Below are 25,913 nucleotides of genomic sequence, written 5' to 3' on the forward strand. Positions count from 1 at the left end.
TTATACTATAACATGGACGGAATTTTGTTGACAATGGATATTCTTATGATCGGAGGAGCTATTGCCGATAAGGATTTTGGGGTTTTACAATACTGGGCCGCAGTTTTTTCGATGGCATCGTCGCACGGATGATGACATCCTTCATGGCCTGGTAGTTGAACGGGATCAGCGGCCACAAATACGGCGTGTCGAGGGAACGGGTCATCGCCAGGATGACGATGACGACAGCGATCCCGATGACGAAACCTGGAGCGCCAAATAAACCGACCAAGATCAACAAGACGAGTCTGACCAGGCGATTGGCCAGGCCCAATTCATAGCTGGGAGTGGCAAATGAGCCGATCGCTGCCACTGCCAGGTAGAGAATGACCTCCGGGGAAAACATTCCCACCTTGATCGCAACCTCACCGATCAGGATCGCCGCGACCAAGCCCATGGCGGTTGCCAGCGGCGTCGGCGTATGGATGGCCGCCATTCGCATGAGATCCACACCTACTTCAGCAAGAAAAAATTGCGCCAAAATCGGGATGTGTGCCGCCTTTTTTATGCCGAGAAACGACAGCGATGACGGGATCATGTCAGGGTTCATCACCAACAGCGCCCAGAGCGGCAGGAGAATCAGCGAAGCGACAATCCCAAAGAAGCGGATCCAGCGCAGATAGGCGCCGACAATCGGTGTCTGCCGGTACTCCTCCGCGTGCTGTACATGGTGAAAGTACGTTGTCGGCGTGATCATCACACTCGGAGAGGTGTCAACGTAAATCAGGACATGTCCTTCCATTAAATGAACCGTTGCCACATCGGGACGTTCTGTATAGCGGACCATCGGAAACGGGTTCCAGGTTTTCCCAATGATAAACTCTTCCACTGTCTTGTCTGCCATCGGAATGCCGTCCACGTTCACACTGCTCAGCCTCTCGCGCAGCTCCTGTACCAAATCCGGATTGGCCACATCTTCGAGATAAGCGATCGCGACATCCGTCTTGGAACGTTCGCCAATCTGCATCACCTCAAAGCGAAGGCGGTCATCCCGGATGCGGCGGCGGGTCAGCGCCGTGTTCATGACCAGGGTTTCCGTAAAACCGTCATGTGCCCCGCGCACCACTCTTTCCAAATCCGGTTCTTCCGGATTGCGGCCAGGGTATTTCCGCACATCCAGCATCAAAGCAGCCGTCTCTCCCTCGACGACGATCCCCACCTGCCCGGCAAGGATTTGGTCGACAAACTCGTCCGTGTTCTTTACCTTCGCCAATTGAAAAAAGGGGATGTACTTGTGGTAGAGGCGCTCGATGATATCGGAAGCCAGTTCCCTGCTTTTGATATCGTTGAGATCGCGCATGATCATCGTAACCAGATCGCTGTTGGCAAATCCGTTGATGTAGTAGAGCAGACACCGCATGCCGCCGATATTGCACTCGTGTACGCCCATGTCATAGCTGACGCCGACCCCCAGTACCCGGTTGAGATACTGTTGGTTTTCTTCAATATTAGGGGTGATCGGATGTTTCTCCCGGGCCTCTGCCGGCATGATAACCGCTCCTTTCCAGTATCCATTCGACCGCTTTTCGCGTTATGGGACAACCGCGGCGCAGGCTGTCGCGCCCTGCCATTTTCCCAATATCGCCGATGCCGATGACATTGGGAACCGACAACCCGGCAAGGATGTCGACGGTATCACCCATGATCCGGTTGTCCAACTGTTTTCGTGCAAAGCCGTCCTTGTCCACAGCATCCTTGACAATCCGGCCGGTGTTGTCTATCGAGCAGTCTACCTGGACGCCTTTTGCCCAGTTCGTATGGGAAGCGACGGCCAGCACGCCGAGAATCCGGAAGCCGGGATGGCGAGCGACGATCGACAAAGCCCGCTCTCCTGCTCCCTGCCCGCAATCGCCATTATCGTCAAACATCACGAACACCGGATCGCCGGCGGCTTGATTGATCAAGGTCACCACTTGCTCGCCGGACAGCGGGGTCGGATTTCCTGCCGTCAGGGAGATGCAGCGCCCGCCAATCTGCCGGGCAACCAGTTCAATGGCTCTTTGGGCTACGGCATCGCCATCTGTGACAAGGATCACATCGCGAGGTCTGCCAGCCATGTGTCATCCTTCCTTCTTCTTCAACCCCTTGGTTTAAAGACGAGCGAGGCGAGAAAACCAAATACGATCGCGGCCGAGATACCTGCGCTTGTCACCTCAAAAATTCCGGTGATCACGCCGACCAGTCCATCCCGCTGGGCCTCGGTGATCGCACCGTGGTACAAAGAGTGTCCAAAGCTGGTGATCGGCACGGTGGCGCCGGCACCGGCAAACTTGATAAACGGATCGTAAAAACCGAAGAAATCAAGCACGACGCCGGCGACCACCAGTGTGCTCATCACATGGGCCGGGGTCAGCTTGCCGACGTCCATCAATAGTTGTCCGACGACACAGATGAGTCCGCCGACGACGAAGGCGATCACGAATTCCATGCGTTCATATTCCCCCTTCCAGCGCTACCGCATGGGCGATGCACGGGATTGATTTTCCCTGTTGATAGCTGACCGGACTCAGCAAGGCACCCGTTGCGCACACCAGCACCTTTTGCAGCTTGCGAAGAGACATCTGCTCCATGATGTATCCGTAAGTCACCACCGCGCTGCTGGCACAGCCGCTGGCGCCGGCAAACACATCTTGATCCGGAGAGTAGACCATCAGACCGCAATCGTTGTACACACGATCCATATCATACCCCTCTTTTGCCAGCATCGCTTTGGCAATCGGATACCCAATGGCTGCGAGGTCGCCGGTCACGATCAAATCGTAATCCTGCGGAGTTCGTCCGCTATCGCGAAAATGGGCCAGGAGCGTGGAGACAGCCGCCGGAGCCATCGCCGTCCCCATGTCGAATGGATCTTTTACTCCCATATCTACCACCTTGCCCATCGTCGCATACGTGATCCGTGGCCCCGCTCCACCCTGCCCGACGACGGCCGCACCCGCCCCGGTCACCGTCCATTGGGCTGACGGAGGTTTTTGCCCGCCGTACTCCGTCGGATATCGGTACTGCCTCTCTGCTGTCGCATTGTGGCTGCTGCAGGCTGCGACGATGCAGTTGGCATAACCGGCATTCACCAGTGCAGCTGCGTTGGCAAGCGTCAGCATCGAAGTAGAACATGCCCCGTACATGCCCATCAGCGGGATGCCGATGCTTTCCGCCGAAAAAGTGGCTGTGATGTTCTGATTGAGCAGGTCTCCGGCCATGATCAAATCCACTTGATCCGCGGTCAGGCCCGCTTTGGCAATCGCGATGCTGATCGCGTCTTCCATCAGCCGCTGCTCTGCCGCCTCCCAGGAATCCCGGCCTGCGTACATGTCGTCATAGGTTTTATCGAAAGTATCTTTGAGCGGTCCCTGCGCTTCCTTGGGACCTACAGCCGTTGCCGACGATTGAATCCGGACGTCGCTGGTGAACTTCCACGTCTGACGGCTCAAACGAGGCGCTGTCAAAAGATCGACGCTCACACGTAACCCCCCCTCTATCTAATCAACCCGGCCAGATCATGACCATCAGCGTTTTGATCAACGCGGCCACAAATGCGGCAACGACCCCGAATACGATCACCGATCCGGCCAGCTTAAACATATTGCCTCCGACTCCCAGCACGTATCCCTCGCTGCGGTGTTCGATCGCCGCCGAAGCCATTGAATTGGCGAATCCGGTAACCGGAACAGCCGATCCCGCTCCGGCGTATTGACCGATGTTGTCATACACGCCAAGACCGGTCAACAGCACAGAGATGAAAATCAGCGTCGCCACGGTCGGATTCCCCGCCGTTTTATCCGTGAAGTCAAAGACGCTCATATAGAACTTCTGAATCACCTGTCCCAGAAGACAGATCGTACCGCCGACCCAAAACGCACGCCAAGAATTCAGCAGGACGTTGCGCTGCGGTTGGTACTTCGCCGCATGCTGCTGATAGTGCGCTTTGGTCATCTTTAGGTCGGGAGCCTGTTTTGTCTTGGTTGCCAATGAACATCCACTTCCTTTCTGATGGTATTCTCCCTTTCCCTTCCATTACGATATTTTTCCTACTCTTGTCCGTTCTATGAGCCCCAGCCTGCTGCCAAATCATAGGCGGAAAAGCCACTGCACCAAGGATCCGAGCATTTTGCCTGCCACCATCGCCATCAAGAAAGAGAGGATAAAGTCGGTCATCGAAAGCCGTTTGGCCAAAATGGGAAAGACATTCAGCACTTCCGTCAGGCCAGCCGCAAGCGTCCCGACAAATACCCCGGCGAACAGACCCACAAGGGCGGTCACCAGCTCGGCCAACTGAAACGAGAGCGAAAAGAAATCGAGCACCGTAAAAAAGAGCGCACCGGAAACAAGCGCCCACTCGTACGCCCGAATATAAGAGCGGGAATTCGTCAATTGGGTCAACCTCGGGATGATATCGAGCACCGTGATGAAGGCGACCAGCCCCCCGCCCACTGCAAATCCTCCGCTGAGCCCAACGATCACCAACAGTCCATCCAGCAGCAGCTTCATCACTTCATCTTTTCATTCTCCTTGTTCTCATGTTGAATGTAATACTGGTCGACATTCTGCTGATATAAAAACAACTCTACTTCCAATGGACTTGGCTCCTCGTTGATGCGTTTTTGGAAGATATGGTTGAAGAACAGGATCATGCCCAAAGCGATTCCCAGCGAATACGGGATTTGCATCATCAGCGGCTGACTCTCGGTCCGTCCGGTGATCAGGTAGTAAAGGCGCTGATGCACTTCAGGCATGCTTACATCCGTATGGAAGTTCATAATCGCAAGTCCCGAGCCGATAAACAACACGAGCCAGACCAATACGACCAAGACAATGTTGGGCCTTTTGCGCTTGCTGATCACTTCGACAATCACCTGCGGGGCACCCTGGATCTCAAGCTGGATGCCAGGGTACATCGTGCGCAGCTTCTTCACCACTTGCATGATGTCGATCACCAACAAGTCTCCATCCTCCGGCTTTACCTGGTAGACCGGCAGCCTTCGCAGATGCTCTTCCTGCACGCCATCCCAATACAGCTGGCAGATGTCGCCCATCGTCACAACGGCCCCCGGCTGAACAGACAGTCTTCTTCTCAGCCGCAGGAATAAAGGTGCTTCCATTCGTCTCCCCCCTTGTCCGTGTACCGGTTAGTATGCGCCCATGACTGCCAGAAAATGCAAAAAGCGACCGACTGAGCTTACAGCTCAATCTGGTCGCGAATGGTTTGCAGGATCCGTTTTTCCAACCGTGATACCTGCACCTGTGAGATGCCCAGCCGCTCCGCCACTTCTGACTGGGTCTGGTCTTTGTAGTAGCGCAGGTAGACGATCAGCTGCTCCCGCTCCGTCAGCCTGCTGATCGCATCCTTCAGCGCAATCTGTTCGAACCACTTGCCCATGCTCTCATCGGCAATCTGATCCATCAGCGTGATCGGATCGCCGTCGTTCTCAAACACCGTTTCGTGGATGGACGACGGGGCACGGCTCGCCTCCTGGGCAAAAACGACTTCTTCCGGACTGATTCCGAGCACCTCCGCCACTTCGCCTACTGTGGGTGAACGCCCCAGGTCCTTGTACAACTCATCCTTTGTCCGGCGCACACGGTTGGCGGTCTCCTTGAGCGAACGGCTGACCTTCACCGTACCGTCATCCCGCAAAAACCGCTGGATCTCACCGATGATCATCGGTACGGCATACGTAGAGAACTTGACGTCGTAGTTCAGGTCAAATTTATCCACAGCCTTGAGCAAGCCGATGCAGCCGATTTGAAAGAGGTCGTCCGCTTCATACCCGCGATTAATAAACCGCTGCACGACCGACCAAACCAGTCGGATGTTGCTGTTCACCAAGAGTTCCCGGGCCTCGGTATCGCCTTCTTGGCTCTTGGCGATCAACTCTTTCACCTGGTCATTGTTTAGAAATGGATGACTTGCATTTTTAATATCTGCTCCCATGGCATTACCCCTAATTTTGCATGGCTGCCTTAAAGGAAAGGCGCTTCGTCAGGCGAACCTTCGTGCCGCTGCCGACGCCTGTCGCCACCTCAAGCGAGTCCATGAAATTCTCCATAATGGTAAAGCCCATCCCGGAACGCTCCAGTTCAGGTTTTGACGTGTACAGCGGCTGCATCGCAAGCCCGACATCGTCAATCCCCTTCCCTTTGTCCTCAATCGAGAGTTCGACGAGTCCATCACTGTAAGAGACGTGAATGTACACAATTCCGGAAGGATCGTCCTCGTATCCGTGGATGATGGCATTGGTTACGGCCTCCGACACCACCGTCTTGATCTCCTCCAGCTCCTCCATCGTAACGTCCAATTGGGAAAGGAAGGAGGCGACGGCTACCCGGGCAAATGACTCATTCTGACTTAGAGCGGCAAACTCCAGATTCATAAAGTTTTGCTTATTCACGTTACGCCACCCCCAGTACAGTGAGGGCTTCCGCTTCACTTTCGCGAAACTTGATGACTTTAAACAAGCCTGACATTTCAAAAATGCGCTGGATCGTCGGATTGATCGAACAAACTACCATTTCTCCCGAACGTGCCGAGATCTGCTTGTAACGACCCAGGATCACCCCGATGCCCGAGCTGTCCATGAACCCCAAATCGGCCAGACTCAGGACGATGTGGCGGATCTGCGGCCCTTTCAGCTCCTCATCCACCTTGCTGCGAAGTTCATCTGCCGTGTGATGATCCAGTTCCCCGCGGAGCCTGACGACTAACACGTCGTTTTTGGTTTCCATATCGATGGTAAGACTCATCTGCCATACACTCTCCTTCTTCCCGTTGTTCCTCTCTCATTCTTCACTTCGAAAGCCATTTCCTGCCAGTCGACAAAAGAACAAAAAAACCGAGAAGCCCACCAGTTATTTCGAGGCATCTCGATTCTTTTCGCGAATGGTCTTGCTGTCACTCGTAACTGATGAGAATTTTTCTGGTTGAACGCTTCAGGATCTCCCACATGCCTGCTTGCTCAATCGTCTGGTCCGGACGAAGGTCAATCCTCGCGATTTCCTTGCCGTCTTTTTTAATGAAGATGTGTCCGACGACATCCGTCTTGCTTACCGGTGCTTGCAAGGAAGGGCGCAGGACGATATCCTTCGAGAACGCATCCGACTTTTCCCCTTTTTTAGCCAGCAGGCTGACCGGCTGCGAGGTGACGATGTTGACGGTTGGCCGCTTGCCTTTGTCCACCTGGGCGATTTGAATGACGTCCCCTTTTTTGTAGAGCGGGAACACCTGAAAGTGATTAAAGCCGTAGGTAAACATCCCCCCTACCTCGCTGTTGCGGGTCTTGGCGTCCGGCTCTCCCAGCACGACCGCCACGAGGCGCATGTTGTTGCGCTTCGCTGTCGCCGCCAGGCAGTAGCGCGCTTCCGACGTATAGCCTGTCTTCAATCCGTCAACGCCTTCAAAAAAGCGGACAAGCCGATTGGTGTTTACCAGCCAAAACGGATTGGAGCTGTCTTTGCGCAGGTAATCCTGATAAATCCCTGTGTATTTGGTAATGATTTCGTGTTTTAACAGTTCTCTCGACATGATGGCGATATCGCGAGCCGTCGAGTAGTGGTCGGGGGAAGGCAGTCCGTTTGAATTGACGAAATGGGTGTTGTTCATGCCGAGCTGTTTGGCCCGTTCGTTCATCTTGGCGACAAACGCTTCTTCCGTGCCCCCGATGTGTTCTGCCATGGCAACGGAAGCGTCATTTGCAGACGCAATGGCGATCCCCTTGATCATGTCTTCTACCGTCATCACTTCACCGGGTTGGAGAAAAATCTGCGATCCTCCCATCGAGGCGGCGCGTTCACTGGTGCGAACCTGGTCTGTCAGCTTCAGTTCGCCCCGATCGATGGCTTCCATGATCAGGAGCATCGTCATAACCTTCGTAATGCTGGCCGGCGGAAGTTTTTCATCCGGTTTCTTTTCATAGAGGACCGTTCCCGAATCCATCTCCATCAAAATGGCCGATTTGGCCCGCGGTGCCATATTTACCCCTGATTCAGACGCTGCAAAAGCTGATGAGGAAAAGAAGGCGAAGCTGATAAGACTTGAGATCACGATGCGGCAGAACCTTTTCATAACGCTTTTTTCCCTCCATTTCATGATCCTAGTCTCCCCATCGCCATAGGAAAATATTCACAAAAAAACCTCCTTTCCATTTGAAAAAAGGAGGTTAGAGCGCAGGGCGCTCAATCGAGATCAATTATACAGATGGCAGGCTGCCCAGTGTCCTGGTTTTACTTCTTTCCAGACCGGTTCCATCGCGGCGCACTCGGGCGTCGCCTTCGGGCAGCGAGTGCGGAAGTGGCAGCCAGAAGGCGGGTTCATCGGACTTGGCACATCCCCTTGCAGGACGATGCGCTCGCGCTTCCGTTCCACTTCCGGATCGGGAATCGGAATGGCTGACAAAAGCGCCTGGGTATAAGGATGAAGCGGATTCTCGTAAAGAGCTTCGCTGTCTGCCAGCTCCACCATTTTTCCCAGATACATCACCGCGACCCGATCAGAGATGTATTTTACCATCGACAGGTCGTGAGCAATGAACATGTAAGTCAGGCCCATTTTTTCCTGTAATTGTTCCAGAAGATTGACGACCTGGGCTTGAACAGACACGTCGAGTGCGGAGATGGGCTCGTCACAGACGATGAATTTGGGTTCGACCGCCAACGCCCGGGCGATCCCGATCCGCTGGCGCTGACCGCCGGAAAACTCATGGGGAAACCGGTTCATGTGTTCCGGATTTAAGCTGACCAGTGAGAGCAGTTCCTGAATCCGCTCTTTTCGTTTGGTACCAGACGCCAGGTTGTGGATGTCCAGCGCTTCGCCGATGATATCGGCAACTGTCATCCGCGGATTAAGCGATGCGTACGGATCCTGGAAGATCATCTGCATGTTGCGCCGCATCGCCTTTAGCTCCTGCCGGTTCAACTGGTTGATGTTTTTCCCTTCAAACAGCACTTCCCCCGACGTAGGCTCGTACAGGCGCAGCATCGTACGGCCGGCGGTAGACTTGCCGCAGCCGGATTCGCCGACGACGCCCAAGGTCTCACCGCGCTTTATCTCAAACGACAAGTCGTTCACCGCTTTTAACGTATTGTCCCCTACTTTAAAAAACTTTTTCAAGTTGCGGACTTCAATCAATGTATCGCGTTTTTCCACAGCTTTTCCCTCCATTCTACGAGCCCACACGCGATTTCGCCAGCGGATGCTGCAGCCAACAAGCACAGCGCTGGGTACTGCTGACATCCGTCATCTCAGGGTCCGCTTCGCGGCAGATGCGCATAGCGGAGTCGCAGCGCGCGGTAAAACCGCAGCCGGCCGGAGGCTTCAGCAAATCCGGCGGAGTGCCGAAAATCGGCGTCAACGGCTCGTTCCGGTTGAGGTCGAGGCGCGGGACGGAATGAAGCAGCCCTTTGGTGTACGGGTGCTGCGGATTGTAAAAAATATCGTCAACCGTGCCGGTTTCGATCACCTTGCCGGCGTACATGACGATGACGCGGTCGCACATCTCTGCGACGACGCCCAGGTCATGGGTAATCAGGATGATCGATGAGTCGGTCTTCTTCTGTAAATCTTTCATCAATTCGAGAATCTGGGCCTGAATCGTCACGTCCAGAGCGGTAGTAGGTTCGTCGGCGATCAAGAGTTTAGGCGAGCAGGCCAGTGCGATGGCGATCATCGCCCGCTGCCGCATCCCGCCGGAAAATTCGTGGGGATACTGCTGCACCCGCCGCTCCGGCTGGGGAATACCGACCATCGTCAACAGTTCGATCGCCCGCTCACGCGCTGCCGTTCGCCCCATGTTTTGGTGTTTGATCAAGCCTTCCATGATCTGATTTCCGATCGTCATGGTCGGGTTGAGCGAAGTCATCGGGTCCTGGAAGATCATTCCGATCTCCTTGCCGCGTATCGATTCCATTTCTTTATTGGACTTCGTCACGATATCCTCGCCGTTAAACAGGATTTGACCTGCCTTAAACTCCCCGGGAGGCATCGGGATCAGCTTCATGATCGATTGGGCGGTGACGGACTTGCCGCAGCCAGACTCCCCGACGATCGCGACTGCTTCCCCGCGATTCACGTGAAAGTTGACGCCGCGCACAGCTTTTACTTCTCCGGCATAGGTGTTGAAAGAAACATGCAAGTCTTTTACTTCAAGTATGCGCTCCATCGCTTTCTCCTCCTATTTGCGCAGACGCGGGTCAACCGCATCGCGAATCCCGTCGCCGAGCAGGTTAAAGGCCAGCATCGTCAAGCTGATAAAGACAGCCGGAAACATCAAGCGCCACGGGTAGTACCTCATCGCCGGCAGCCCGTCTGAAGCCATCGTCCCCCAGGATGCGACTGGTGCGGATACCCCCAGTCCGAGGAAGGAGAGGAACGATTCGCTAAAAATAGCTGTCGGCACGGACAAGCTCAGCGTGACGAGAATCGGCCCCAAGACGTTGGGAATCAAATGTTTGAAGATGATACGCTTGCTGTCTGCGCCAAGGGACAGGGCGGCAAGCACGTACTCCTGTGACTTTAGCTGCAAAACCTGCCCGCGTACGATCCGGGCCATATTGATCCATCCGGTCAGCCCCATCGCCAAAATAATCGTGATAACTCCCGGCTGAAAGACGACCATCAGCAAGATGACAACCAGCAGATACGGAACAGCAAAGATAATATCGGCAATCCGCATCAGCACCTCGTCGACACGGCCGCCGAAGTACCCGGAGATGCCTCCCCAGATCACGCCGATCACCAGGTCGATCAAGGCGGCGGCGATCCCTACTGTCAAGGAGATTTGGGCGCCGTACCAGATACGGACAAAAACATCGCGTCCCAGGTCATCCGTCCCGAACCAGTGCTCGGCGGACGGGGCTTTATTTTTCCCCGCCAGGTCGTTGGAGTAATAGTTATGCTCGATAATATGATACTTGCTTAAGATTGGGACAAGAATCGCACCGATGATAATGATCGCCAGAAACACCATCGAAATCATGGCAACTTTATTCGAGCGCAAGCGGCGCCAGGCATCGCGCCAGAAAGAGAGACTGGGCCGTTTGATTTCTTCCGCCTGACGGAGATCCATCGATATCGGCTGGAAATGTTCTTTTGTCAATTGCATGATGATCTACTCCCCTCCACCCGTCAGTTTAATTCGCGGATCGATAAATGTGTAGCAGATGTCGACAAGCAGGACGAGCACGACCAGAAGAATCGAGTAAAAAACGGTCGTCCCCATGATGACGGTGTAGTCCCGGTTGGTAATCGACAAGACGAATTCTCGTCCCAGTCCCGGAATTCCGAAGATGCGTTCAATGACGAACGACCCTGTCAGAACCCCTGCCGAGAGCGGTCCTAGATACGAGACGACAGGCAACAGCGCGTTGCGAATTGCGTGTTTCACCGTCGTGGTGAAGGTGCTTAGCCCCTTCGCCTTCGCCGTTTTAATGTAATCCTGGCTCATGATCTCCAGCATGTTGGACCGGGTCAGGCGGGCAATAAAAGCGAGCGGCAGAGCGGCCAAGGCGAACGAAGGGAGTACCGTGTGCTTAAAGGTTCCCCACTGGGCGATCGGAAACCAGCCTGCCTTGATCGAAAAGATGTACTGGTAAAAGGAAGCGAGAATAAAACTGGGCACGGACAGCCCCAAAACGGCGATCAGCATCGAAATGTAATCCGCCGATTTGTTGTGGCGGAGTGCTGCTATCACACCCAAGGTAATCCCGCCGAACACGGCGATCAACAGCGCTTGGATCCCAAGGTGAAGGGAAACAGGGAAGCCCCGGTTGATAATATCATTAACGGTAGATGATTTCTCTTTAAACGAAGGGCCCAAATCCCAGGTAATCACCCGCTTGAGATAATCGATGTACTGTTCAAATACAGGTTTGTCCAGTCCGTAGTACTTGTCAAGGGCAGCCTGTATCTCCGCGGGAACAGCCTTCTCACCAGTAAAGGGGCCGCCAGGAACGGCGCGCATGAGAAAGAACGTTGCTGTGATAATTAAGAATAAAGAAATGATCATGAAAACGATACGCTTTGAAAGATATCGGATCAATTCTACTACCTCCTTGTCAGGATATACTCAGTGCACACTTCCCATTTTTGCCCTGCCGATTGCACACCCTTGGGCAATGCAAAAATCGACCGTGCCGCGTTTGGAAAAAGTTAAGGTATATGGACATCCATATACCTTAACTGAACAGCCCTATCGTTGCAAAACCCTCTGTATCTACTTTCTAATTTTCAAAATAAGCGTTCTTGAAGTCGATATTTCCGAGCACATCGACGGTAACGTCTTTTAACTTCGGATTCTGTACCCAGGCATCCGTCTGGAAGTACACAGGGGCAATCGGCATTTCGTCCATCAGAATTTGTTCGGCATCGATGAGGAGTTGTTTGCGTTTTTCCGTGTCAGGTTCTACCAATGCCTTGTTCAAGAGATCTTTGTACTTTGGATTTTCCCAATTCGTGTCGTTTGTTCCATTATCCTTTTCTTTAAACAATTCCAGGAAGTTAATCGGGTCGTTGAAATCGCCGAGCCAGCCCATCCGGCCGATTTGGTAATCGCCGCTGTGAAGCGTACTGATGTAGACCTTCCACTCCTGGTTTTGAATGGTTACGTCTACGTCGAGATTTTTCTTCCACTGGTCCTGAACCGCCTGGGCAATTTTTTGGTGAGCCTCATTCGTATTGTAGGACAGGGTGATCGGCGGCAGCTTGGTGATGCCCAGCTCGCTCATGCCTTCATCCAACAGTTTCTTCGCCGTCGCAGCGTCGTTGTCTTTGAAGTATCCGTCAGGTTTGATGGTCATCGTCGTAGGCACCGCACCCGTTGCCGGAACTTCTCCTGTTTGGGTGATGTTGTCAATAATCTCTTGGCGGTTGATCGCATAGGCGAACGCCTTGCGGATCTTGGCATTGTTGAACGGCGGTTTCTCTGTGTTGAATTTGTACCAGTATACGGCAGCAAGCGGTACTGATTGCAAGATTCCCTCGTCTTTCAGATGCGGAATGGAATCAGTAGGCAGAGAACTGAGCGGCTTGCCGGCCCAATCGAAATCCCCTTGTTGGAACATGGACAGCTCGGTGTTTTCATCCTCAATCATGGAAAACTTGATCTTGTCAAGTTTCACGGCATCTTTATCCCAGTAGCTGTCGTTTTTGACCAAGGTCATCTGATTCTTGTGATCCCAAGATTCCATTTTAAATGGTCCGTTGCCGACGATGGTGCTGGCTTCATTGGCCCAGTTCTTGTTTGCTTCCACGACCTTTTTCGGCACTGGCGAATACGTGTAGAATGCGGTAAGCTCAAGGAAATAAGGCGTCGGGTGTTCCAGTGTCACTTGCAAGGTCTTGTCGTCCAAGGCTTTTACGCCGACATCGTCGCGGCTTCCTTTGCCCTTGCTGTACGCTTCCGCGCCTTTTACATAATACAACTGATAGGCATAGGGCGCAGCAGTCGCCGGATCTAGTACGCGCTTCCAGGCAAACTCAAAATCATGCGCCGTTACCGGGTCGCCATTGCTCCACTTCGAATCGCGAAGATGGAAGGTGTAAGTCAGTTTGTCATCAGAAATATCAATTTTTTCCGCAACGCCTTCGATCGGCTTTGCATTCTTGTCAAGACGGGTCAGGCCATCGAACACCGCGCGAATAACTGCACCGGAAATGTTGTCCTCAGAAAGGCCCGGATCTGCGGTTGGCGGCTCGGCGTGCAGGTTCATTCGAAGTACCTGTTCTCCTTTTGGCGTCTCAGCAGACTGATTCTGATTCTGGTCCGTTGAATTCGCAGGCGGCGCGCTATTGCTCTGACCGCAACCGGCCAGGACAGTGCCCAGGACCAGTAATGAACTTACTAATGCAACGACACTTTTCTTCACCCTAACAACCCCCAAGTTAGAAATTTTGCTCTCTTTTCTGACAATCAGGCATATGTTTGGAAGACCCGGCATCACTCCTCTCACAATCAAGAAACGTCGTCATCATGAACGAGACAAGAATAGTCTTTATATTGCTTCAATTCGAGCGAGACGTCTGCCGCGACAATCCCTTCAATCTGAGACAGCCGTTCATTAACGAACGAAATCAACGCTTCATTATCGTGAAACAAAGCAGAAACAATCAAGTCGTGCTTGCCGCTGAACGCCCCGACGAACCGGATTTGCGGGAATTTGCTTAAGGCCTGGGCCACTTGATCCTGCCAGCCCAGTTTTGTCGTAAGTCCAATGATCGCCTGAACGTGCAAGCCCATCTTTTCGGGATTCGTCCGGATGACGAAGGTAAACACCCCTTCTTGAACCATCCGGGCAATGCGGGAACGGATCGTCCCCTCGCTTAATCCTAGCTGACTGGCAATTTCTGTATAGGGGGCTCTGCCGTCTTCTTGGAGGATTTGCAAGATGTGTCTGTCGATATGGTCCAATTTTTTCACTGGCAGCTCTCCAATACCTACATTTTCTTGCAAACGTCTTGTACGATTTTTTCGATACGTTAATAGCGTATTTACGAAATTCGCAAAAATCACAGCAGTTCAATCTGTTAAATTTAAAATAAACTGAATTGGTAGCGGTGTCAACGGAATTTGACTAAACGAAAATAAAACATTATAAAGCGAATTTTAACTATAAAATTCTTTTTTTAATATAAAAAAAAGGACTCTGCGAAAAATGCGTCGTCACTTTAGGTGCGTTCATTGAATTTCTGGGAAGTCTAACCTCAGACGCTCCAAGCTGCTAAAGGCTAAACTTCCCAGATCGATAAAAAAAGATAAGTTTTTAACCGAAACTTTATATTATTTTACGAATCAAAGGCTGGGTTTGTACGCTTTCCGCAGCAATGGAAAACGCTGCTTCAACCTCCTGCCTGGCTGTTTCGGCAAGCTCCAGATCGTTGGCGTGAATGACGGCAAGCGTATTGCCGGATACCACTTTTGAACCGACTTTTTTCGACAGGACGATTCCGACAGCATAATCTATCGGCGCTCCTTTTGTCAGTCTGCCGGCCCCCAGAACCACGGAAGCATGGCCGATCCGCTCTGCGTCTATTCCTGAAATGTAACCTTCCTGACTGCATTTTACCTCAATCTGATGGGACGCTTGCGGCAGCAGGGAAGGATTTTCGACTGCCTCCGTACTGCCCCCCTGAGCGCCGACCAACTCTGCCAGCTTCGCCAGCGCTTTGCCATTTGTGAGATGTTCACGGAGCAGTTCGTAGGCCGCGGTAAAATCAGCTTGCGCCTGCCCGAGAACCAGCATGTGGGCGCCGATCGTCAGCGCCAGTTCGGTCAAGTCCTCCGGCCCTTTGCCTGCCAGCGTCTCAATCGCCTCCCGCACTTCCAGCGCGTTGCCGACAGCGTAGCCGAGCGGCTGGTTCATGTCGCTGATGACCGCAACCGTTCTCCGCCCTACCTGTTCGCCGATCGCAACCATCGCCCTCGCCAGTGTCTCAGCCTCATCCAGCGTCTTCATAAAGGCGCCCTTGCCCACTTTTACGTCCAGCAAAATCGCATCGGCACCCGCTGCGATCTTCTTTGACATAATCGAGCTGGCGATCAGCGGCACAGCCTCGACGGTAGCCGTGACATCGCGCAAGGCGTACAGCTTTTTGTCAGCGGGCGCCAGATTTCCCGTCTGTCCGATAACCGCGACACCGATATCGCGTACTTGCTTAAAAAAGTCCGCTTGCGAGAGCTCCACTTGAAACCCGGCAAAAGACTCCAGCTTGTCGATCGTCCCGCCGGAGAATCCGAGGCCCCGCCCCGACATCTTGGCAACGGGAATGCCGGCGGAAGCGACCAAGGGGGCGACAACCAGGGTGATCTTGTCTCCTACTCCGCCTGTGCTGTGCTTATCTACCTTGATCCCCGGGATCTCCGAAAGGTCAAGCTGGTCGCCGGATTCGACCATCGCCATCGTCAAATCCGCTGTTTCCCGCGGCGTCATCCCTTGGAAGTAGACCGCCATCGCCCACGCCGACATCTGGTAGTCGGGTATAGAACCGTCTGTATATCCCTTGACAAGCCCGTAGATTTCTTCACGCGTAAGTTCGTGTCCGTCCCGTTTTTTTGCAATTACATCTGTCATCCTCATGAGTTTATACCTCGGTTACTAGACTTTTGACAAGTGAAAGTAAACGCGGCCGGGTGCGGTTGGCTACCTCCATGACCTGCTCATGGGCAAGCGGCTCCAGCTCTTCGCCCAGCGCCATATCCGTGATGCAGGAGATCCCGAGCACCCGTATGCCGGCATGGCTTGCAACGATCACTTCCGGAACCGTCGACATGCCCACTGCATCGCCGCCGACGCGTCTTAGCATGATCAACTCTGCCGGCGTCATATAGGCGGGTCCGCTGATGGCGCAGTAGACCCCTGTTTGCGCCTTGAATCCCAGTTCGCCTGCCTTGGCTTGCGCCATCTCCAGCAGTTCGCCGGCATAAGCCTTCGACATGTCGGGAAAGCGGGGTCCGAACTCTTCCAGATTGGGCCCGATCAGCGGATGATCTCCGGTCATATTGATGTGGTCAGAGATCAGCATCAAATCCCCCGGCGCAAAAGCGGGGTTCAGCGCACCGGCAGCATTTGTCACGATCAGTGTCTCGACACCAAGCTTTTTCATTACGTAGACCGGAAAGGTAACTTCGCTCATGCTGTAGCCTTCGTAAAAGTGAAAGCGACCCTGCATGGCGATTACCGGTGTGCCGTTCAAGGTTCCCGCTGCCAGACGTCCGGCGTGACCGGCTACTGTCGACACCGGAAAATGGGGGATTTCCTCATAGGAAATCCGTACCCCCTCTTCAATCTCATCGGCAAGCACTCCCAGACCCGACCCCAAAATCAGCCCGACACGCGGAGCACACTTCAGCCGTTCGGCGATATACGAAGCAGCCTCCGCGATCTTCGTCAGCTTGTCTTCCATCCTGGATCGCCTTCTTTCCCTACAGTTTGGCGATGATCCTGTGCATCAGGGCGAGGAACTGTTCTTTCACCCTTTCCGTCGTCTCCATCACTTCTTCGTGGCTCAGCGGCTGATCCAAAATCCCGGCGGCAACATTGCTGATACAGGAGATGCCGAGTACCTCGACTCCCATGTGGCGGGCAACGATTACCTCAGGTACGGTGGACATCCCGACGGCATCGCCGCCCAGCGTGCGCAGCATGCGGATCTCTGCCGGAGTCTCGTAGCTCGGCCCGAGCAGCCCGGCGTAGACCCCCTCTTGCAGGTGGATGCCGAGTTCGCCGGCGACTTCCTTGGCAAGGGCCCGCAGACGCTTGGAATACGCTTCGGACATATCCGGGAAGCGGACACCGAGAGATTCGTCATTCGGTCCGATCAACGGATTGCGGAAGGTCAGGTTGAGGTGGTCGGCGATCAGCATCAGGTCCCCCGGGCGGTAGCTGGTGTTGATGCCGCCCGCCGCATTGGTCACCAGAATCGTCTCGACGCCGATTGCCTTCATGACCCGGATTGGAAAGACAACCGCGCTGAGGTCATGTCCCTCGTAGTAGTGAAAGCGCCCTTGCATGGCGACCACCTGTTTTCCTTCCAACCTGCCGATCACAAGCTGCCCTTTATGTCCTTCCACCGTCGACTTGGTAAAATGCGGGATCTCATGGTAAGGGATGACGACGGCATCCTCGATCTCGTCCGCCAACACGCCCAGCCCTGAACCCAGAACGAGGCCCACCTGCGGTCTGCTTGCAATCTTTTCTTCAATAAATTGTTTGGCTTCCAAAATTTTGTTATCCATCCTGTTTTCTCCTCACATTCTCTTGTTATCTGCTCAAATCTCGGTCAAAAAGCTTCGTCCAATGGCTGGCATCTCGACGCCGAAGTTGTCGGCGATCGTCGCGCCGACATCGGCGAAAGTCTCGCGCACACCCAGACTTTTGCCAGCCGTCATCCCCTTGTGAAAAACAAGCAGCGGCACGTATTCCCGCGTATGGTCGGTTCCGTGGTGGACAGGGTCGTTTCCGTGATCAGCGGTGATGATCAGCAAACTGTCCTCTCCTAGCGCCTCCAGAAGTTCCGGGACACGTCCGTCAAATTCCATCAGCGCCTGTCCGTAGCCCTCGGGGTCGCGACGGTGGCCGTATTTGGCATCAAAATCGACCAAGTTGACAAAGCCCAGACCGGTAAACTCCTCTTTCATCGTCGCCAGCAGCTGGTTTACTCCGTCCATGTTGTCTTTGGTCCGGATCGCCCGGGTGACGCCTTCCCCGTCGTAGATGTCACTGATCTTGCCGATTGCGATCGAGGCCAAGCCGGCGTCGGCAAGCCGGTTCATCACCGTCGGTCCGAACGGTTTGACCGAGTAATCATGCCTGTTGGCCGTACGGGTGAAGGATCCGGGCCCTCCGACGAACGGGCGGGCGATGACCCGGGTGACGGCAAACTCGTCCTGCAGCGTCAGTTCGCGGGCGATTTCACAGATGCGGTACAGCTCATCGAGCGGAATGACCTCTTCGTGGGCCGCGATCTGAAATACGCTGTCAGCCGAGGTGTAGACAATGACCGCCCCGGTGCGCATATGCTCTTCGCCCAGCTCGTCGATGATCTCCGTCCCGGAGGCTACTTTATTGCCTAGAACCTTTCTGCCGATCCGCTGTTCGAACGTCCGGATCAGCTCTTCCGGAAACCCGTCCGGATACGTGCGGAACGGCGTCGCTACATGCAATCCCATGATCTCCCAATGACCGGTGGTCGTATCCTTCCCAATCGAAATCTCTTTCATTTTGCCCCAATCTGCCAGAGGCGAGGCTGTTTCGGGAACGTTATGAAGCGGTGCGATATTGCCGAGGCCGAGCCGAGCCAGATTGGGCAGCGCAAAACCGGTTACCCGCTCGGCGATATGGCCCAGCGTGTTTGCCCCTTCGTCGTGGAAGCGGGCAGCATCCGGCAATTCGCCGATTCCGACACTGTCCAGTACGATTAAAAAAACGCGAGAAAAACGTGGCATAATGAAGTCCTCCTTTGGTAGTCAGCGGTTCGGCGGCGGCGCCCAGAAAAAAGAGAGCTTATGCTCTCGGATGGGTTTTCGCATAGACGTCTTTGATCCGCGTACGAGTCACATGCGTGTAAATTTGTGTGGTGGAGATGTCGGCATGTCCCAACATTTCCTGGACCGAACGCAGGTCGGCGCCATTCTCGAGCAGATGGGTGGCAAACGAGTGTCTCAGCGTATGCGGGGTGATCTCCGCCCTGATGTTCGCTTGCACGGCGTACTTCTTGATGATCTTCCAAAACCCCTGGCGCGTGATCCGCTTTCCCAAGTGGTTGAGAAACAGGGCGGTTTCACTCTTTTGCTTCAACAGGCGCGGCCGGCCTGTCATTATGTACTGCCGGACGACATCAATCGCCGTTCTGCCCAGCGGAATAATCCTTTCCTTCGAGCCTTTTCCCATACACTTGAGAAATCCCATATCCAAATTCACGTCTCCCACGTGCAGGTGAACCAGTTCGGAGACGCGAATACCCGTCGCATACAGCAGCTCCAGCATGGCCTTATCCCTTAGCCCTGCGGGTTGACTTGTCACCGGCCCCTCAAGCAGCCGCTCCACCTCATCCACCGCCAGTACCTTGGGCAAACGCTTTTCAATCTTCGGCGTCTCCAGGTGAATCGACGGATCCTTGTCCAGGTATCTGTCGCGGACGAGAAATTGGTAGAAAGCGCGAATCGACGCCAGGTTGCGGGACAAGGTGGCTGTCGCTCTGCCTTTTTCCTGCAGCATCAACAAATAGCCAATGATCTGGCCGCGTGTCGTCTCCTCAATTCGGGTGACTCCCTGTTCGCGCAGGTAGGATACATAAGTGACCAGATCTCGTTGGTAGGATTCGAGGGTATTTGCCGCCAGCCCTTTTTCTACTGCGAGATAGTGTGTAAAGTGGTCGATGAGCATATCCATCGGCGGACGTCTCCTTCAGGTGATGTGTTCACTTAGTCATTTCCACACCTGGCGGACAAACTCCTCTTTTTTGGAACGAAAAGCTGCCCTTACTCACCGACCAAATAGAATAGCTGCATCCGCCGCAGATACCACTCAAAGTCGGCAGACGGCTCGTTTTGCACCGCCTTTACGACCTTGACCGCATTGCCGTGCGGCTCCCGATACGGGTTGCCCGGCAAAAACCGATCTGACAAGAACATTACGACCGCATAGCAAACAAGAGAACAGGTAATAAAGACGAGGAAGAAGCGAACCAACTCCATCAGACGCCGCAATGTTACTCCCATATATGCTCCTCCAGCGTATCATTTCCCTTTATGTTATGCGCTTGTCCCTCTTTACATGCTAGGTTCGCGCTTCCGGGATGACCTCAGTCAGCGGTGTATAGGGCATGGAGAGCGACTTGGCTACCGCCTCGTAGACGATCTTGCCGTCGATGACGTTGATTCCGCGGGCCAGGGCGCGGTTTTCGCTGACTGCGCTGCGGTATCCCTTACCGGCAATCTGCAGCCCATAGGGTACGGTGACATTGGACAGGGCAATCGTCGATGTGCGCGGGACTGCACCAGGCATGTTCGCCACAGCGTAGTGGACTACGCCGTGCTTGACATAGGTAGGATCGCTGTGAGTCGTGATGCGGTCGCTCGTTTCGATCGACCCGCCTTGATCGATCGCGACGTCGACGATCACCGAACCGGGGGTCATTGTCATGACCATCTCTTCCGTTACCAAATGGGGCGCTCGGGCACCTGGGATCAGCACCGCTCCGATTAGCAGATCAGCATCTTTTACCGCGTGGGCGATATTGTACGGATTGGACATCAGCGTTTTCAAGCGTCCCTGGAACTGATCGTCCAATTCGCGCAGCCGGTTGGCGTTGATGTCGATAATGGTGACATCGGCACCCATGCCGATCGCAATCTTTGCCGCGTTCGTACCGACAATCCCGCCGCCGATAATGACGACTTTTCCTGGAGGGACTCCCGGTACCCCGCCCAGCAGCACCCCTTTGCCGCCGTAGGGCTTGCTGAGAAACTGCGCTCCTACCTGTACAGACATACGGCCGGCAACTTCGCTCATCGGCATCAGGAGCGGCAGCGCCCGATCGTCGGTTTGTATCGTTTCATAGGCGATGCCAATCACTTTTTTGGCGAGCAGCTGTTCCGTCAGCTCCCGCTCCGGCGCCAGATGAAGATAGGTAAACAGGATCAGATTCTCGCGAAAAAACCCGTATTCTTCGGGAAGCGGCTCCTTGACCTTGCAAATCATCTCGGCCCGGCTCCACACCTCTTGCGCTGACTGGACCACTTGTGCTCCGACCGCCTGGTAATCCTCATCCGTAAAACCGCTGCCCGCTCCTGCCTGTGTCTCGACGATAACCTCATGGCCGGCATGCTTGTAGGCGGCTGCCCCTGCCGGGGTCAACCCTACGCGGTTCTCGTTGTTTTTTACCTCTTTGGGAACTCCGATAATCATCCTGCAATCCCCTCCTGCTTCATGGATTCCTCCCTATCATTCCACATCCATTTGCAAACAAAACGAAAAAAACTCCTCCATTCCGGAGAAGTTTTTGCACTCACTTGTAATCTTCAATATTGACATGATCGATGCAGCGGTGGCAAATACCATAAAAGGTTAAACGATGATCCAGCATGACAAAGTTGTAATTGGCCTTCAGGCGCTCATCTACACCGGACAAGAGGTCTTCGAAGATCTCATCCACCGTGCCGCAGTGGCGGCATACGAGATGGTGGTGGTGATGCTCTGAATTGTCATCGCTCAGATCGTAGCGGGCAACTCCATCGCCAAAATTCATTTTGTGGAGGATTCTCAGTTCACTCAATAGTTCCAAGGTACGGTATACGGTGGCCAAACCAATCTCGGGGGCTTTTTCCTTTACCAGCATATAGACGTCCTCAGCGCTCAGATGATCCTGCTCATTTTCCAGCAACACCCGAACGGTGGCCTCCCGCTGCGGTGTCAATTTATAGTTATGGGATTGTAATTGCTGCTTTATTTTTTCTAACTTCTCGTCCATAATGCCCCTCCCCGTTCGCATGAAACCTGTTCCTATTATAGTTGAGGGCATTCAAATAAGTCAAATACGTTCTTATTTGATAATAATTCTTACTTGAGCATGTACTGCATCAGATGCGGTGTGACAAACGCTTCAAATAACGCTGCAATCGTGAGAATCGCCAACATTCCGGCCGTCGTCGCCGTATAGGTGGCAAAATAAGGTAAAACCTCTCCCTTTTTAAATAAAAACCGGGAGCGCATCAGCCGGAGGGAGAAGGCCGTTCCGCTCACCCCGACGATCAACAGGGCAGGGACGATCAGCATGTTCTGCGGCAGGATAGCCGCCAGAGAAAACAGGATTCCCTGCCATTTCAGCTGATTGACGATGAAGCCGACCGTAAATCCGACCATCATGCCCTTCAGGAAAAGCAGCAGCAAAATGATCGGCAGCCCGATCACAGACAGACCGAACGCCCACATGATCCCCACCATTTTCAGGTAGTAGCCGAACGAATGCTGGAATTGGGCGTTTGCTTGAGGAACGCCGTGCTCTTGCAGGTCGAGAAAAAAGTACTGGATAAAACTGAACAGTTCCTGCTTTTGCGGCTGCGCCAACGAGCCTGCGACAATCGAGCCGAAGATAATGCCCATCGCAAATAGGACAGCCGTAAATACATAGTGCGTTTGATGTTCCTGCATGTAGCTGCGGACAGTTTGTCCAACCCGTCTGTGCACCCAAGCTCGCCTCCTTGCGCAAGATACTTATACCTATGCGCCCATGGAGACAGCTATTCCACTTGTCTTTCGTCCCGTTAGACTTGCTTCACTTTCCCGTATACCCCTGCGCCGCCGGCTGTAACCTCCAGAGCGCCGGTTCGCGCCAATGCGATCATTTTGGCAATTTTTTCGCCGACAACGGCAGCGAGCGACGATTCGTCAACGCGATGAAGAATGTTCATTTCCGTGCCAAAGGCATCGTATAGCTTGCCTCGCAGCTTGGGTCCAAGCCCGGGCACGAATTCCAGCGGGAATTGCTCTACGTAGGGCGGCCTGTGGAGCGGATGGACACCCGCGGGCAAAGTGGCCAGCTGGTTAATCCGCTCATCTACGCCCCGAACAACCGCCTTAAAGCCGCAGTGCGGGCAGCGTCCGTCTCCCTCCGCCGGCAATGGCGACTGGCACGACTGGCAGACGGTCCGATGGTATTTGCCCAGCCGCGGATGCAGGCCGTAGTTGGTCACAATCCGCCTTCCCGCCTCTCGCCGCAGGGCTTTGACCCATTCGTCAAAACACGGTTCGGTCATCGCGACCGCCTGGTACTCCCGCCCGATTTTAGGCAGGGAGTGGGCATCCGAATTGGTCAGGAAAGTCTTGTCGTTCAGCTCCCCCAATCGGTCGGCCATCTCCGTATTGGCGCTGAGTCCCAACTCCACTGCGTAGATCAGCGAGGGGTCGGCCACTTCGGCAAGTGTATCGGTACAGTTTCCGTACAGGCCTTTATGGGGAGTAAAGACGTGCGCCGGGACCATCACGCCACGATGTTCCAACAGCCACGCCTGCAGCTCGCGAAGCGAGGCGCGGATTCGCTGCGAGCTGAGCGTCACGTTCTTGCAGCGGTCGGCCAGCCAGCGGGTAAACTGCTGCATCTCCGTCAGTCCCGGCAAGTAACAGAGAAAGTGCGCCTCGCCGCGCCCCGGTTCTTTGATCTCCACCTCGCACCCGAGCAGCAGCGTCGTCCCCTTGTAGCGAATTCCCCCTTGTTCAAGCGGCTTTGCCGCCCCTTGCTCGATCAGCCCGATCAACTCGCTTTGCACCTCTGGCACGTGGGAATCGATGATCCCGATCAAATCCATGCCTTTTCGGTCGGATGACTCTGCTAAAATGCGCGTCAGGGTCATTTGGCGCGAAGCCGTTATCTTTACCGGCTTGCCGCTGGGCGTCCCGCCGATGTGGATATGCAGATCGCAAAAGTAGTTGTTCATCGGTGAACACCGTTCTGCAGCTTCCGGTTTTCCCAGGCAAACAAAGCCAGCACTGTCTTGGCGTCACAGATCTCCCCGCTGGCGTGTAGCTCCTTGGCCGTTTCCAGATCGAGGTGCAGGACTTCGACGAATTCATCGTCATCCAGGTGAAGCTCCCCTTTTTTCAGGCCGGTCGCGATGTAGAGGTGCAGCTTTTCGTCGGCAAATCCAGGCGAGGTATAAAACGTGCTGAGATGGGTAAACTGGGTTGCCTGATAGCCCGTTTCCTCCTCCAGTTCGCGGGCGGCACAGGCGAGCGGTTCTTCCCCCGGTTCCAGCTTCCCGGCGGGTATTTCGACGATGGTCTTCTCCAGCGGTTTGCGAAATTGCCGGACGGCGACCAGCTTATCGTCGGCGGTCAGCGCCAGGACCGCGACAGCGCCCGGGTGGTTGACGATCTCCCGTTTGGCTGTCTTGCCGTCAGGCAGCAGGACCTCATCTACTTTTACCTTGATGATCCGGCCGTCGTATACAGGCTGGCTGTGCAGCGTTTTTTCCGCGAATCGATCTTCAGTTGGCATGTCTCTCTCCTCCTCAAAAATTGGTTCTATCTCTGTGGGCTGATCATATGCTTACTACCAGTCAAGCTTGTCCAAAACAAATCAAAAGGGAGTTGACCACAATGAAAACGTATAGCTCCTTGCGGCATCTGCGCATCGTCGGAAAAGCCTGGGAGATCCGGGCTAAGCTTCGCGGCTGGGCCGGGAATCCCATGACGCTGCAAGAATGGCTAGGGCGTCTTGACCGGGCGGCAAAGCGTTGAGCAGATGGCGCTGCGAATGTACATGGAGAGCCAGTTGGGCAGCGATATAACAGGTCTGCAGCGGACTTGGTTCTTCTGTCAGGTCGCGTCCCATCGTCGTGATCATGAGAGGGTACCCGCGCTGCAGGCGGGTGATCGTCTCAAGGTCCGGCGCCGGTGAGAAAAGTCGATGGTGCACACGGGAGAGATCGTCTTCGCGTTCTTGACTTGCGAGCAGCAAGTCGCGATGATCGCCAAATCGGGGCACACCAAACAGAACTGGAGCCAATGCAAATCGCTTCAGTACCGTCCGCGTATGATGGCTCATGCCCAGGTGGCGCTCACGCGGATCGGTGAAGCCTATGCGGGGCACGAATACCGGTACTCCCTCCAGACAGGAAACCGCGTGAACCGCCTCGGCTGTCTGCATCCCCGAAAAGCCGTACTTGGTGCCCGTCCCGACTACTCCCGGACCCAGCATGCAGAGAATGACGTCAGCCGCAGCCAAGTGCTTTGCTGCCAGCAGGCCGGTGTGCAGGTTGACCGCATCAAAATCGCCGCCCCACGCGTGTCCTGTCGTTACGGTGGCCGCGAGAATTCCCCTCTGCTTTAACAGGGCGACATGCTGGCTGAAAGCGATGGGCAAGGAAGCGCCATCCGGCATCACGTACGCGATCCGGCAGTCGGGCTGAAGCTGTTTGAGGGCCAGCGCAACAGCCGGAAGCATGCTGTGAAGCTCCCCGATCACCACCGGAGTCCGCTCCAGGGTGACTGACTCATCACAGAACAGCGAGTGATAAGGGCTCCCCTGCTCCTCGACAGAGTCGACCGCCAACTGCAGCGGTGTGTAACGCATCTTCATTACATGCCCCCACGCGGTCGGGTACAGATCGTCCGCCTCAGACTCAACGGAATCCAGGCGGGCCACAACAAAATGGCAGCCGCCTGTTCCCAGTCCAAGCTCCACACTGGTGGTATTGAGCAATACCCGTTCTCCCGGGGTGCACTTCACCGCTCCAGAGGTGAAAAAACAGGCCAATTCCCGCTGCTGTGTCGCAGTGAGCACAACGTCGAGCGTCTGCATTCCTTCCTGTTCGGCGACGATTTCAACTACCTTGGCGGCGGCTAAGCGGAGCATGCAGCCCTCCTCCTCCGTTCCACTCCTCATCTTTGAT

General features: G+C 54.4%; 30 protein-coding genes. 1 reads left to right on the forward strand and 29 read right to left on the reverse strand.

What is annotated here, in order from left to right; translation table 11 throughout:
* Positions 1 to 58 precede the first annotated feature (58 nt).
* The 28 genes from ACI7RC_RS11865 to ACI7RC_RS12000 all read right to left on the reverse strand — a co-directional run bounded on the left by ACI7RC_RS11865 (position 59) and on the right by ACI7RC_RS12000 (position 24,517).
* Complete coding sequence (locus ACI7RC_RS11865; protein WP_408108454.1) at positions 59 to 1,528, reverse strand: spore germination protein; 1,470 nt, start codon at positions 1,526 to 1,528, stop codon at positions 59 to 61.
* A complete protein-coding gene (gene spoVAEA, locus ACI7RC_RS11870; protein ID WP_408108455.1) occupies positions 1,488 to 2,096 on the reverse strand; it encodes a stage V sporulation protein SpoVABEA in 609 nt (202 codons plus the stop codon). Before spoVAEA ends, ACI7RC_RS11865 begins: the two co-directional genes overlap by 41 nt.
* Positions 2,097 to 2,116: 20 nt before the next feature.
* A complete protein-coding gene (gene spoVAE / locus ACI7RC_RS11875; RefSeq protein WP_408108456.1) occupies positions 2,117 to 2,467 on the reverse strand; it encodes a stage V sporulation protein AE in 351 nt (116 codons plus the stop codon).
* 4 nt (positions 2,468 to 2,471) lie between these two features.
* The gene (spoVAD, locus tag ACI7RC_RS11880) at positions 2,472 to 3,500 is read right to left on the reverse strand and encodes a stage V sporulation protein AD (RefSeq protein ID WP_408108457.1); all 1,029 of its coding nucleotides are present in this window, start codon (positions 3,498 to 3,500) and stop codon (positions 2,472 to 2,474) included.
* Positions 3,501 to 3,522: 22 nt separating this feature from the next.
* A complete protein-coding gene (gene spoVAC, locus ACI7RC_RS11885; protein WP_408108458.1) occupies positions 3,523 to 4,008 on the reverse strand; it encodes a stage V sporulation protein AC in 486 nt (161 codons plus the stop codon).
* A gap of 99 nt (positions 4,009 to 4,107) precedes the next feature.
* Entirely contained in the window at positions 4,108 to 4,527 is a 420-nt protein-coding gene (locus ACI7RC_RS11890) for a stage V sporulation protein AB (protein WP_408108494.1), read from the reverse strand.
* Positions 4,527 to 5,138: a stage V sporulation protein AA gene (locus tag ACI7RC_RS11895; protein ID WP_408108459.1), complete on the reverse strand. Its 612-nt coding sequence runs from the start codon at positions 5,136 to 5,138 to the stop codon at positions 4,527 to 4,529. The genes ACI7RC_RS11890 and ACI7RC_RS11895 overlap by 1 nt, the downstream gene beginning before the upstream one ends.
* A 77-nt stretch (positions 5,139 to 5,215) precedes the next feature.
* On the reverse strand, positions 5,216 to 5,971 hold the full coding sequence (sigF, locus tag ACI7RC_RS11900; protein ID WP_408108460.1) for an RNA polymerase sporulation sigma factor SigF: 756 nt from the start codon (positions 5,969 to 5,971) through the stop codon (positions 5,216 to 5,218).
* 10 nt (positions 5,972 to 5,981) lie between these two features.
* The gene (gene spoIIAB / locus ACI7RC_RS11905) at positions 5,982 to 6,410 is read right to left on the reverse strand and encodes an anti-sigma F factor (protein ID WP_408108495.1); all 429 of its coding nucleotides are present in this window, start codon (positions 6,408 to 6,410) and stop codon (positions 5,982 to 5,984) included.
* Positions 6,411 to 6,429: 19 nt separating this feature from the next.
* Positions 6,430 to 6,780 carry an anti-sigma F factor antagonist gene (spoIIAA, locus tag ACI7RC_RS11910; protein ID WP_408108461.1) on the reverse strand — a complete coding sequence of 117 codons (351 nt, stop codon included), beginning with the start codon at positions 6,778 to 6,780 and terminating at the stop codon, positions 6,430 to 6,432.
* A 148-nt stretch (positions 6,781 to 6,928) separates the two neighbouring features.
* The gene (locus ACI7RC_RS11915; protein WP_408108496.1) at positions 6,929 to 8,098 is read right to left on the reverse strand and encodes a D-alanyl-D-alanine carboxypeptidase family protein; all 1,170 of its coding nucleotides are present in this window, start codon (positions 8,096 to 8,098) and stop codon (positions 6,929 to 6,931) included.
* 120 nt (positions 8,099 to 8,218) lie between these two features.
* Positions 8,219 to 9,178, reverse strand: coding sequence for an ABC transporter ATP-binding protein (locus ACI7RC_RS11920; RefSeq protein WP_408108462.1), 960 nt, complete (start codon positions 9,176 to 9,178; stop codon positions 8,219 to 8,221).
* A 16-nt stretch (positions 9,179 to 9,194) separates the two neighbouring features.
* Entirely contained in the window at positions 9,195 to 10,190 is a 996-nt protein-coding gene (locus tag ACI7RC_RS11925) for an ABC transporter ATP-binding protein (protein ID WP_408108463.1), read from the reverse strand.
* Between the two features lie 12 nt (positions 10,191 to 10,202).
* Positions 10,203 to 11,132 carry an ABC transporter permease gene (locus tag ACI7RC_RS11930; RefSeq protein ID WP_408108464.1) on the reverse strand — a complete coding sequence of 310 codons (930 nt, stop codon included), beginning with the start codon at positions 11,130 to 11,132 and terminating at the stop codon, positions 10,203 to 10,205.
* 6 nt (positions 11,133 to 11,138) lie between these two features.
* A complete protein-coding gene (locus ACI7RC_RS11935; protein WP_408108465.1) occupies positions 11,139 to 12,068 on the reverse strand; it encodes an ABC transporter permease in 930 nt (309 codons plus the stop codon).
* Positions 12,069 to 12,249: 181 nt separating this feature from the next.
* Entirely contained in the window at positions 12,250 to 13,893 is a 1,644-nt protein-coding gene (locus ACI7RC_RS11940) for a peptide ABC transporter substrate-binding protein (RefSeq protein WP_408108466.1), read from the reverse strand.
* 86 nt (positions 13,894 to 13,979) lie between these two features.
* The gene (locus tag ACI7RC_RS11945; RefSeq protein ID WP_408108467.1) at positions 13,980 to 14,444 is read right to left on the reverse strand and encodes an Lrp/AsnC family transcriptional regulator; all 465 of its coding nucleotides are present in this window, start codon (positions 14,442 to 14,444) and stop codon (positions 13,980 to 13,982) included.
* A 355-nt stretch (positions 14,445 to 14,799) separates the two neighbouring features.
* A complete protein-coding gene (locus tag ACI7RC_RS11950; RefSeq protein ID WP_408108468.1) occupies positions 14,800 to 16,101 on the reverse strand; it encodes a pyrimidine-nucleoside phosphorylase in 1,302 nt (433 codons plus the stop codon).
* 4 nt (positions 16,102 to 16,105) lie between these two features.
* Positions 16,106 to 16,927 (reverse strand): purine-nucleoside phosphorylase, encoded by an 822-nt coding sequence (locus ACI7RC_RS11955; RefSeq protein WP_408108469.1) that lies wholly within the window; start codon positions 16,925 to 16,927, stop codon positions 16,106 to 16,108.
* Between the two features lie 19 nt (positions 16,928 to 16,946).
* Complete coding sequence (locus tag ACI7RC_RS11960) at positions 16,947 to 17,759, reverse strand: purine-nucleoside phosphorylase (RefSeq protein WP_408108470.1); 813 nt, start codon at positions 17,757 to 17,759, stop codon at positions 16,947 to 16,949.
* Positions 17,760 to 17,792: 33 nt separating this feature from the next.
* Positions 17,793 to 18,968 (reverse strand): phosphopentomutase, encoded by a 1,176-nt coding sequence (gene deoB / locus ACI7RC_RS11965; protein WP_408108471.1) that lies wholly within the window; start codon positions 18,966 to 18,968, stop codon positions 17,793 to 17,795.
* A 58-nt stretch (positions 18,969 to 19,026) separates the two neighbouring features.
* On the reverse strand, positions 19,027 to 19,914 hold the full coding sequence (gene xerD, locus ACI7RC_RS11970) for a site-specific tyrosine recombinase XerD (protein ID WP_408108472.1): 888 nt from the start codon (positions 19,912 to 19,914) through the stop codon (positions 19,027 to 19,029).
* A gap of 89 nt (positions 19,915 to 20,003) precedes the next feature.
* The gene (locus tag ACI7RC_RS11975) at positions 20,004 to 20,243 is read right to left on the reverse strand and encodes a DUF4227 family protein (RefSeq protein WP_408108473.1); all 240 of its coding nucleotides are present in this window, start codon (positions 20,241 to 20,243) and stop codon (positions 20,004 to 20,006) included.
* Positions 20,244 to 20,301: 58 nt separating this feature from the next.
* The gene (gene ald, locus ACI7RC_RS11980; protein WP_408108474.1) at positions 20,302 to 21,432 is read right to left on the reverse strand and encodes an alanine dehydrogenase; all 1,131 of its coding nucleotides are present in this window, start codon (positions 21,430 to 21,432) and stop codon (positions 20,302 to 20,304) included.
* A gap of 100 nt (positions 21,433 to 21,532) precedes the next feature.
* A complete protein-coding gene (gene fur / locus ACI7RC_RS11985) occupies positions 21,533 to 21,994 on the reverse strand; it encodes a ferric iron uptake transcriptional regulator (protein ID WP_019122882.1) in 462 nt (153 codons plus the stop codon).
* Positions 21,995 to 22,083: 89 nt separating this feature from the next.
* Complete coding sequence (spoIIM, locus tag ACI7RC_RS11990) at positions 22,084 to 22,710, reverse strand: stage II sporulation protein M (RefSeq protein ID WP_408108475.1); 627 nt, start codon at positions 22,708 to 22,710, stop codon at positions 22,084 to 22,086.
* A 77-nt stretch (positions 22,711 to 22,787) separates the two neighbouring features.
* Positions 22,788 to 23,957, reverse strand: coding sequence for an endonuclease Q family protein (locus ACI7RC_RS11995; RefSeq protein WP_408108476.1), 1,170 nt, complete (start codon positions 23,955 to 23,957; stop codon positions 22,788 to 22,790).
* Complete coding sequence (locus ACI7RC_RS12000; protein WP_408108477.1) at positions 23,954 to 24,517, reverse strand: NUDIX domain-containing protein; 564 nt, start codon at positions 24,515 to 24,517, stop codon at positions 23,954 to 23,956. Before ACI7RC_RS12000 ends, ACI7RC_RS11995 begins: the two co-directional genes overlap by 4 nt.
* 47 nt (positions 24,518 to 24,564) lie before the next feature.
* On the opposite strand from ACI7RC_RS12000, the gene mciZ reads away from it, so the two are divergent.
* Positions 24,565 to 24,759, forward strand: coding sequence for a Z-ring formation inhibitor MciZ (gene mciZ / locus ACI7RC_RS12005; protein WP_408108478.1), 195 nt, complete (start codon positions 24,565 to 24,567; stop codon positions 24,757 to 24,759).
* Here mciZ and ACI7RC_RS12010 read toward each other — a convergent pair.
* Positions 24,680 to 25,876, reverse strand: coding sequence for a DUF3866 family protein (locus ACI7RC_RS12010; protein WP_408108479.1), 1,197 nt, complete (start codon positions 25,874 to 25,876; stop codon positions 24,680 to 24,682). The genes mciZ and ACI7RC_RS12010 overlap by 80 nt on opposite strands.
* Positions 25,877 to 25,913 lie beyond the last annotated feature (37 nt).

Origin of the sequence: Brevibacillus sp. B_LB10_24 (assembly GCF_046036945.1) — a bacterium.
Classification (GTDB): domain Bacteria; phylum Bacillota; class Bacilli; order Brevibacillales; family Brevibacillaceae; genus Brevibacillus_C.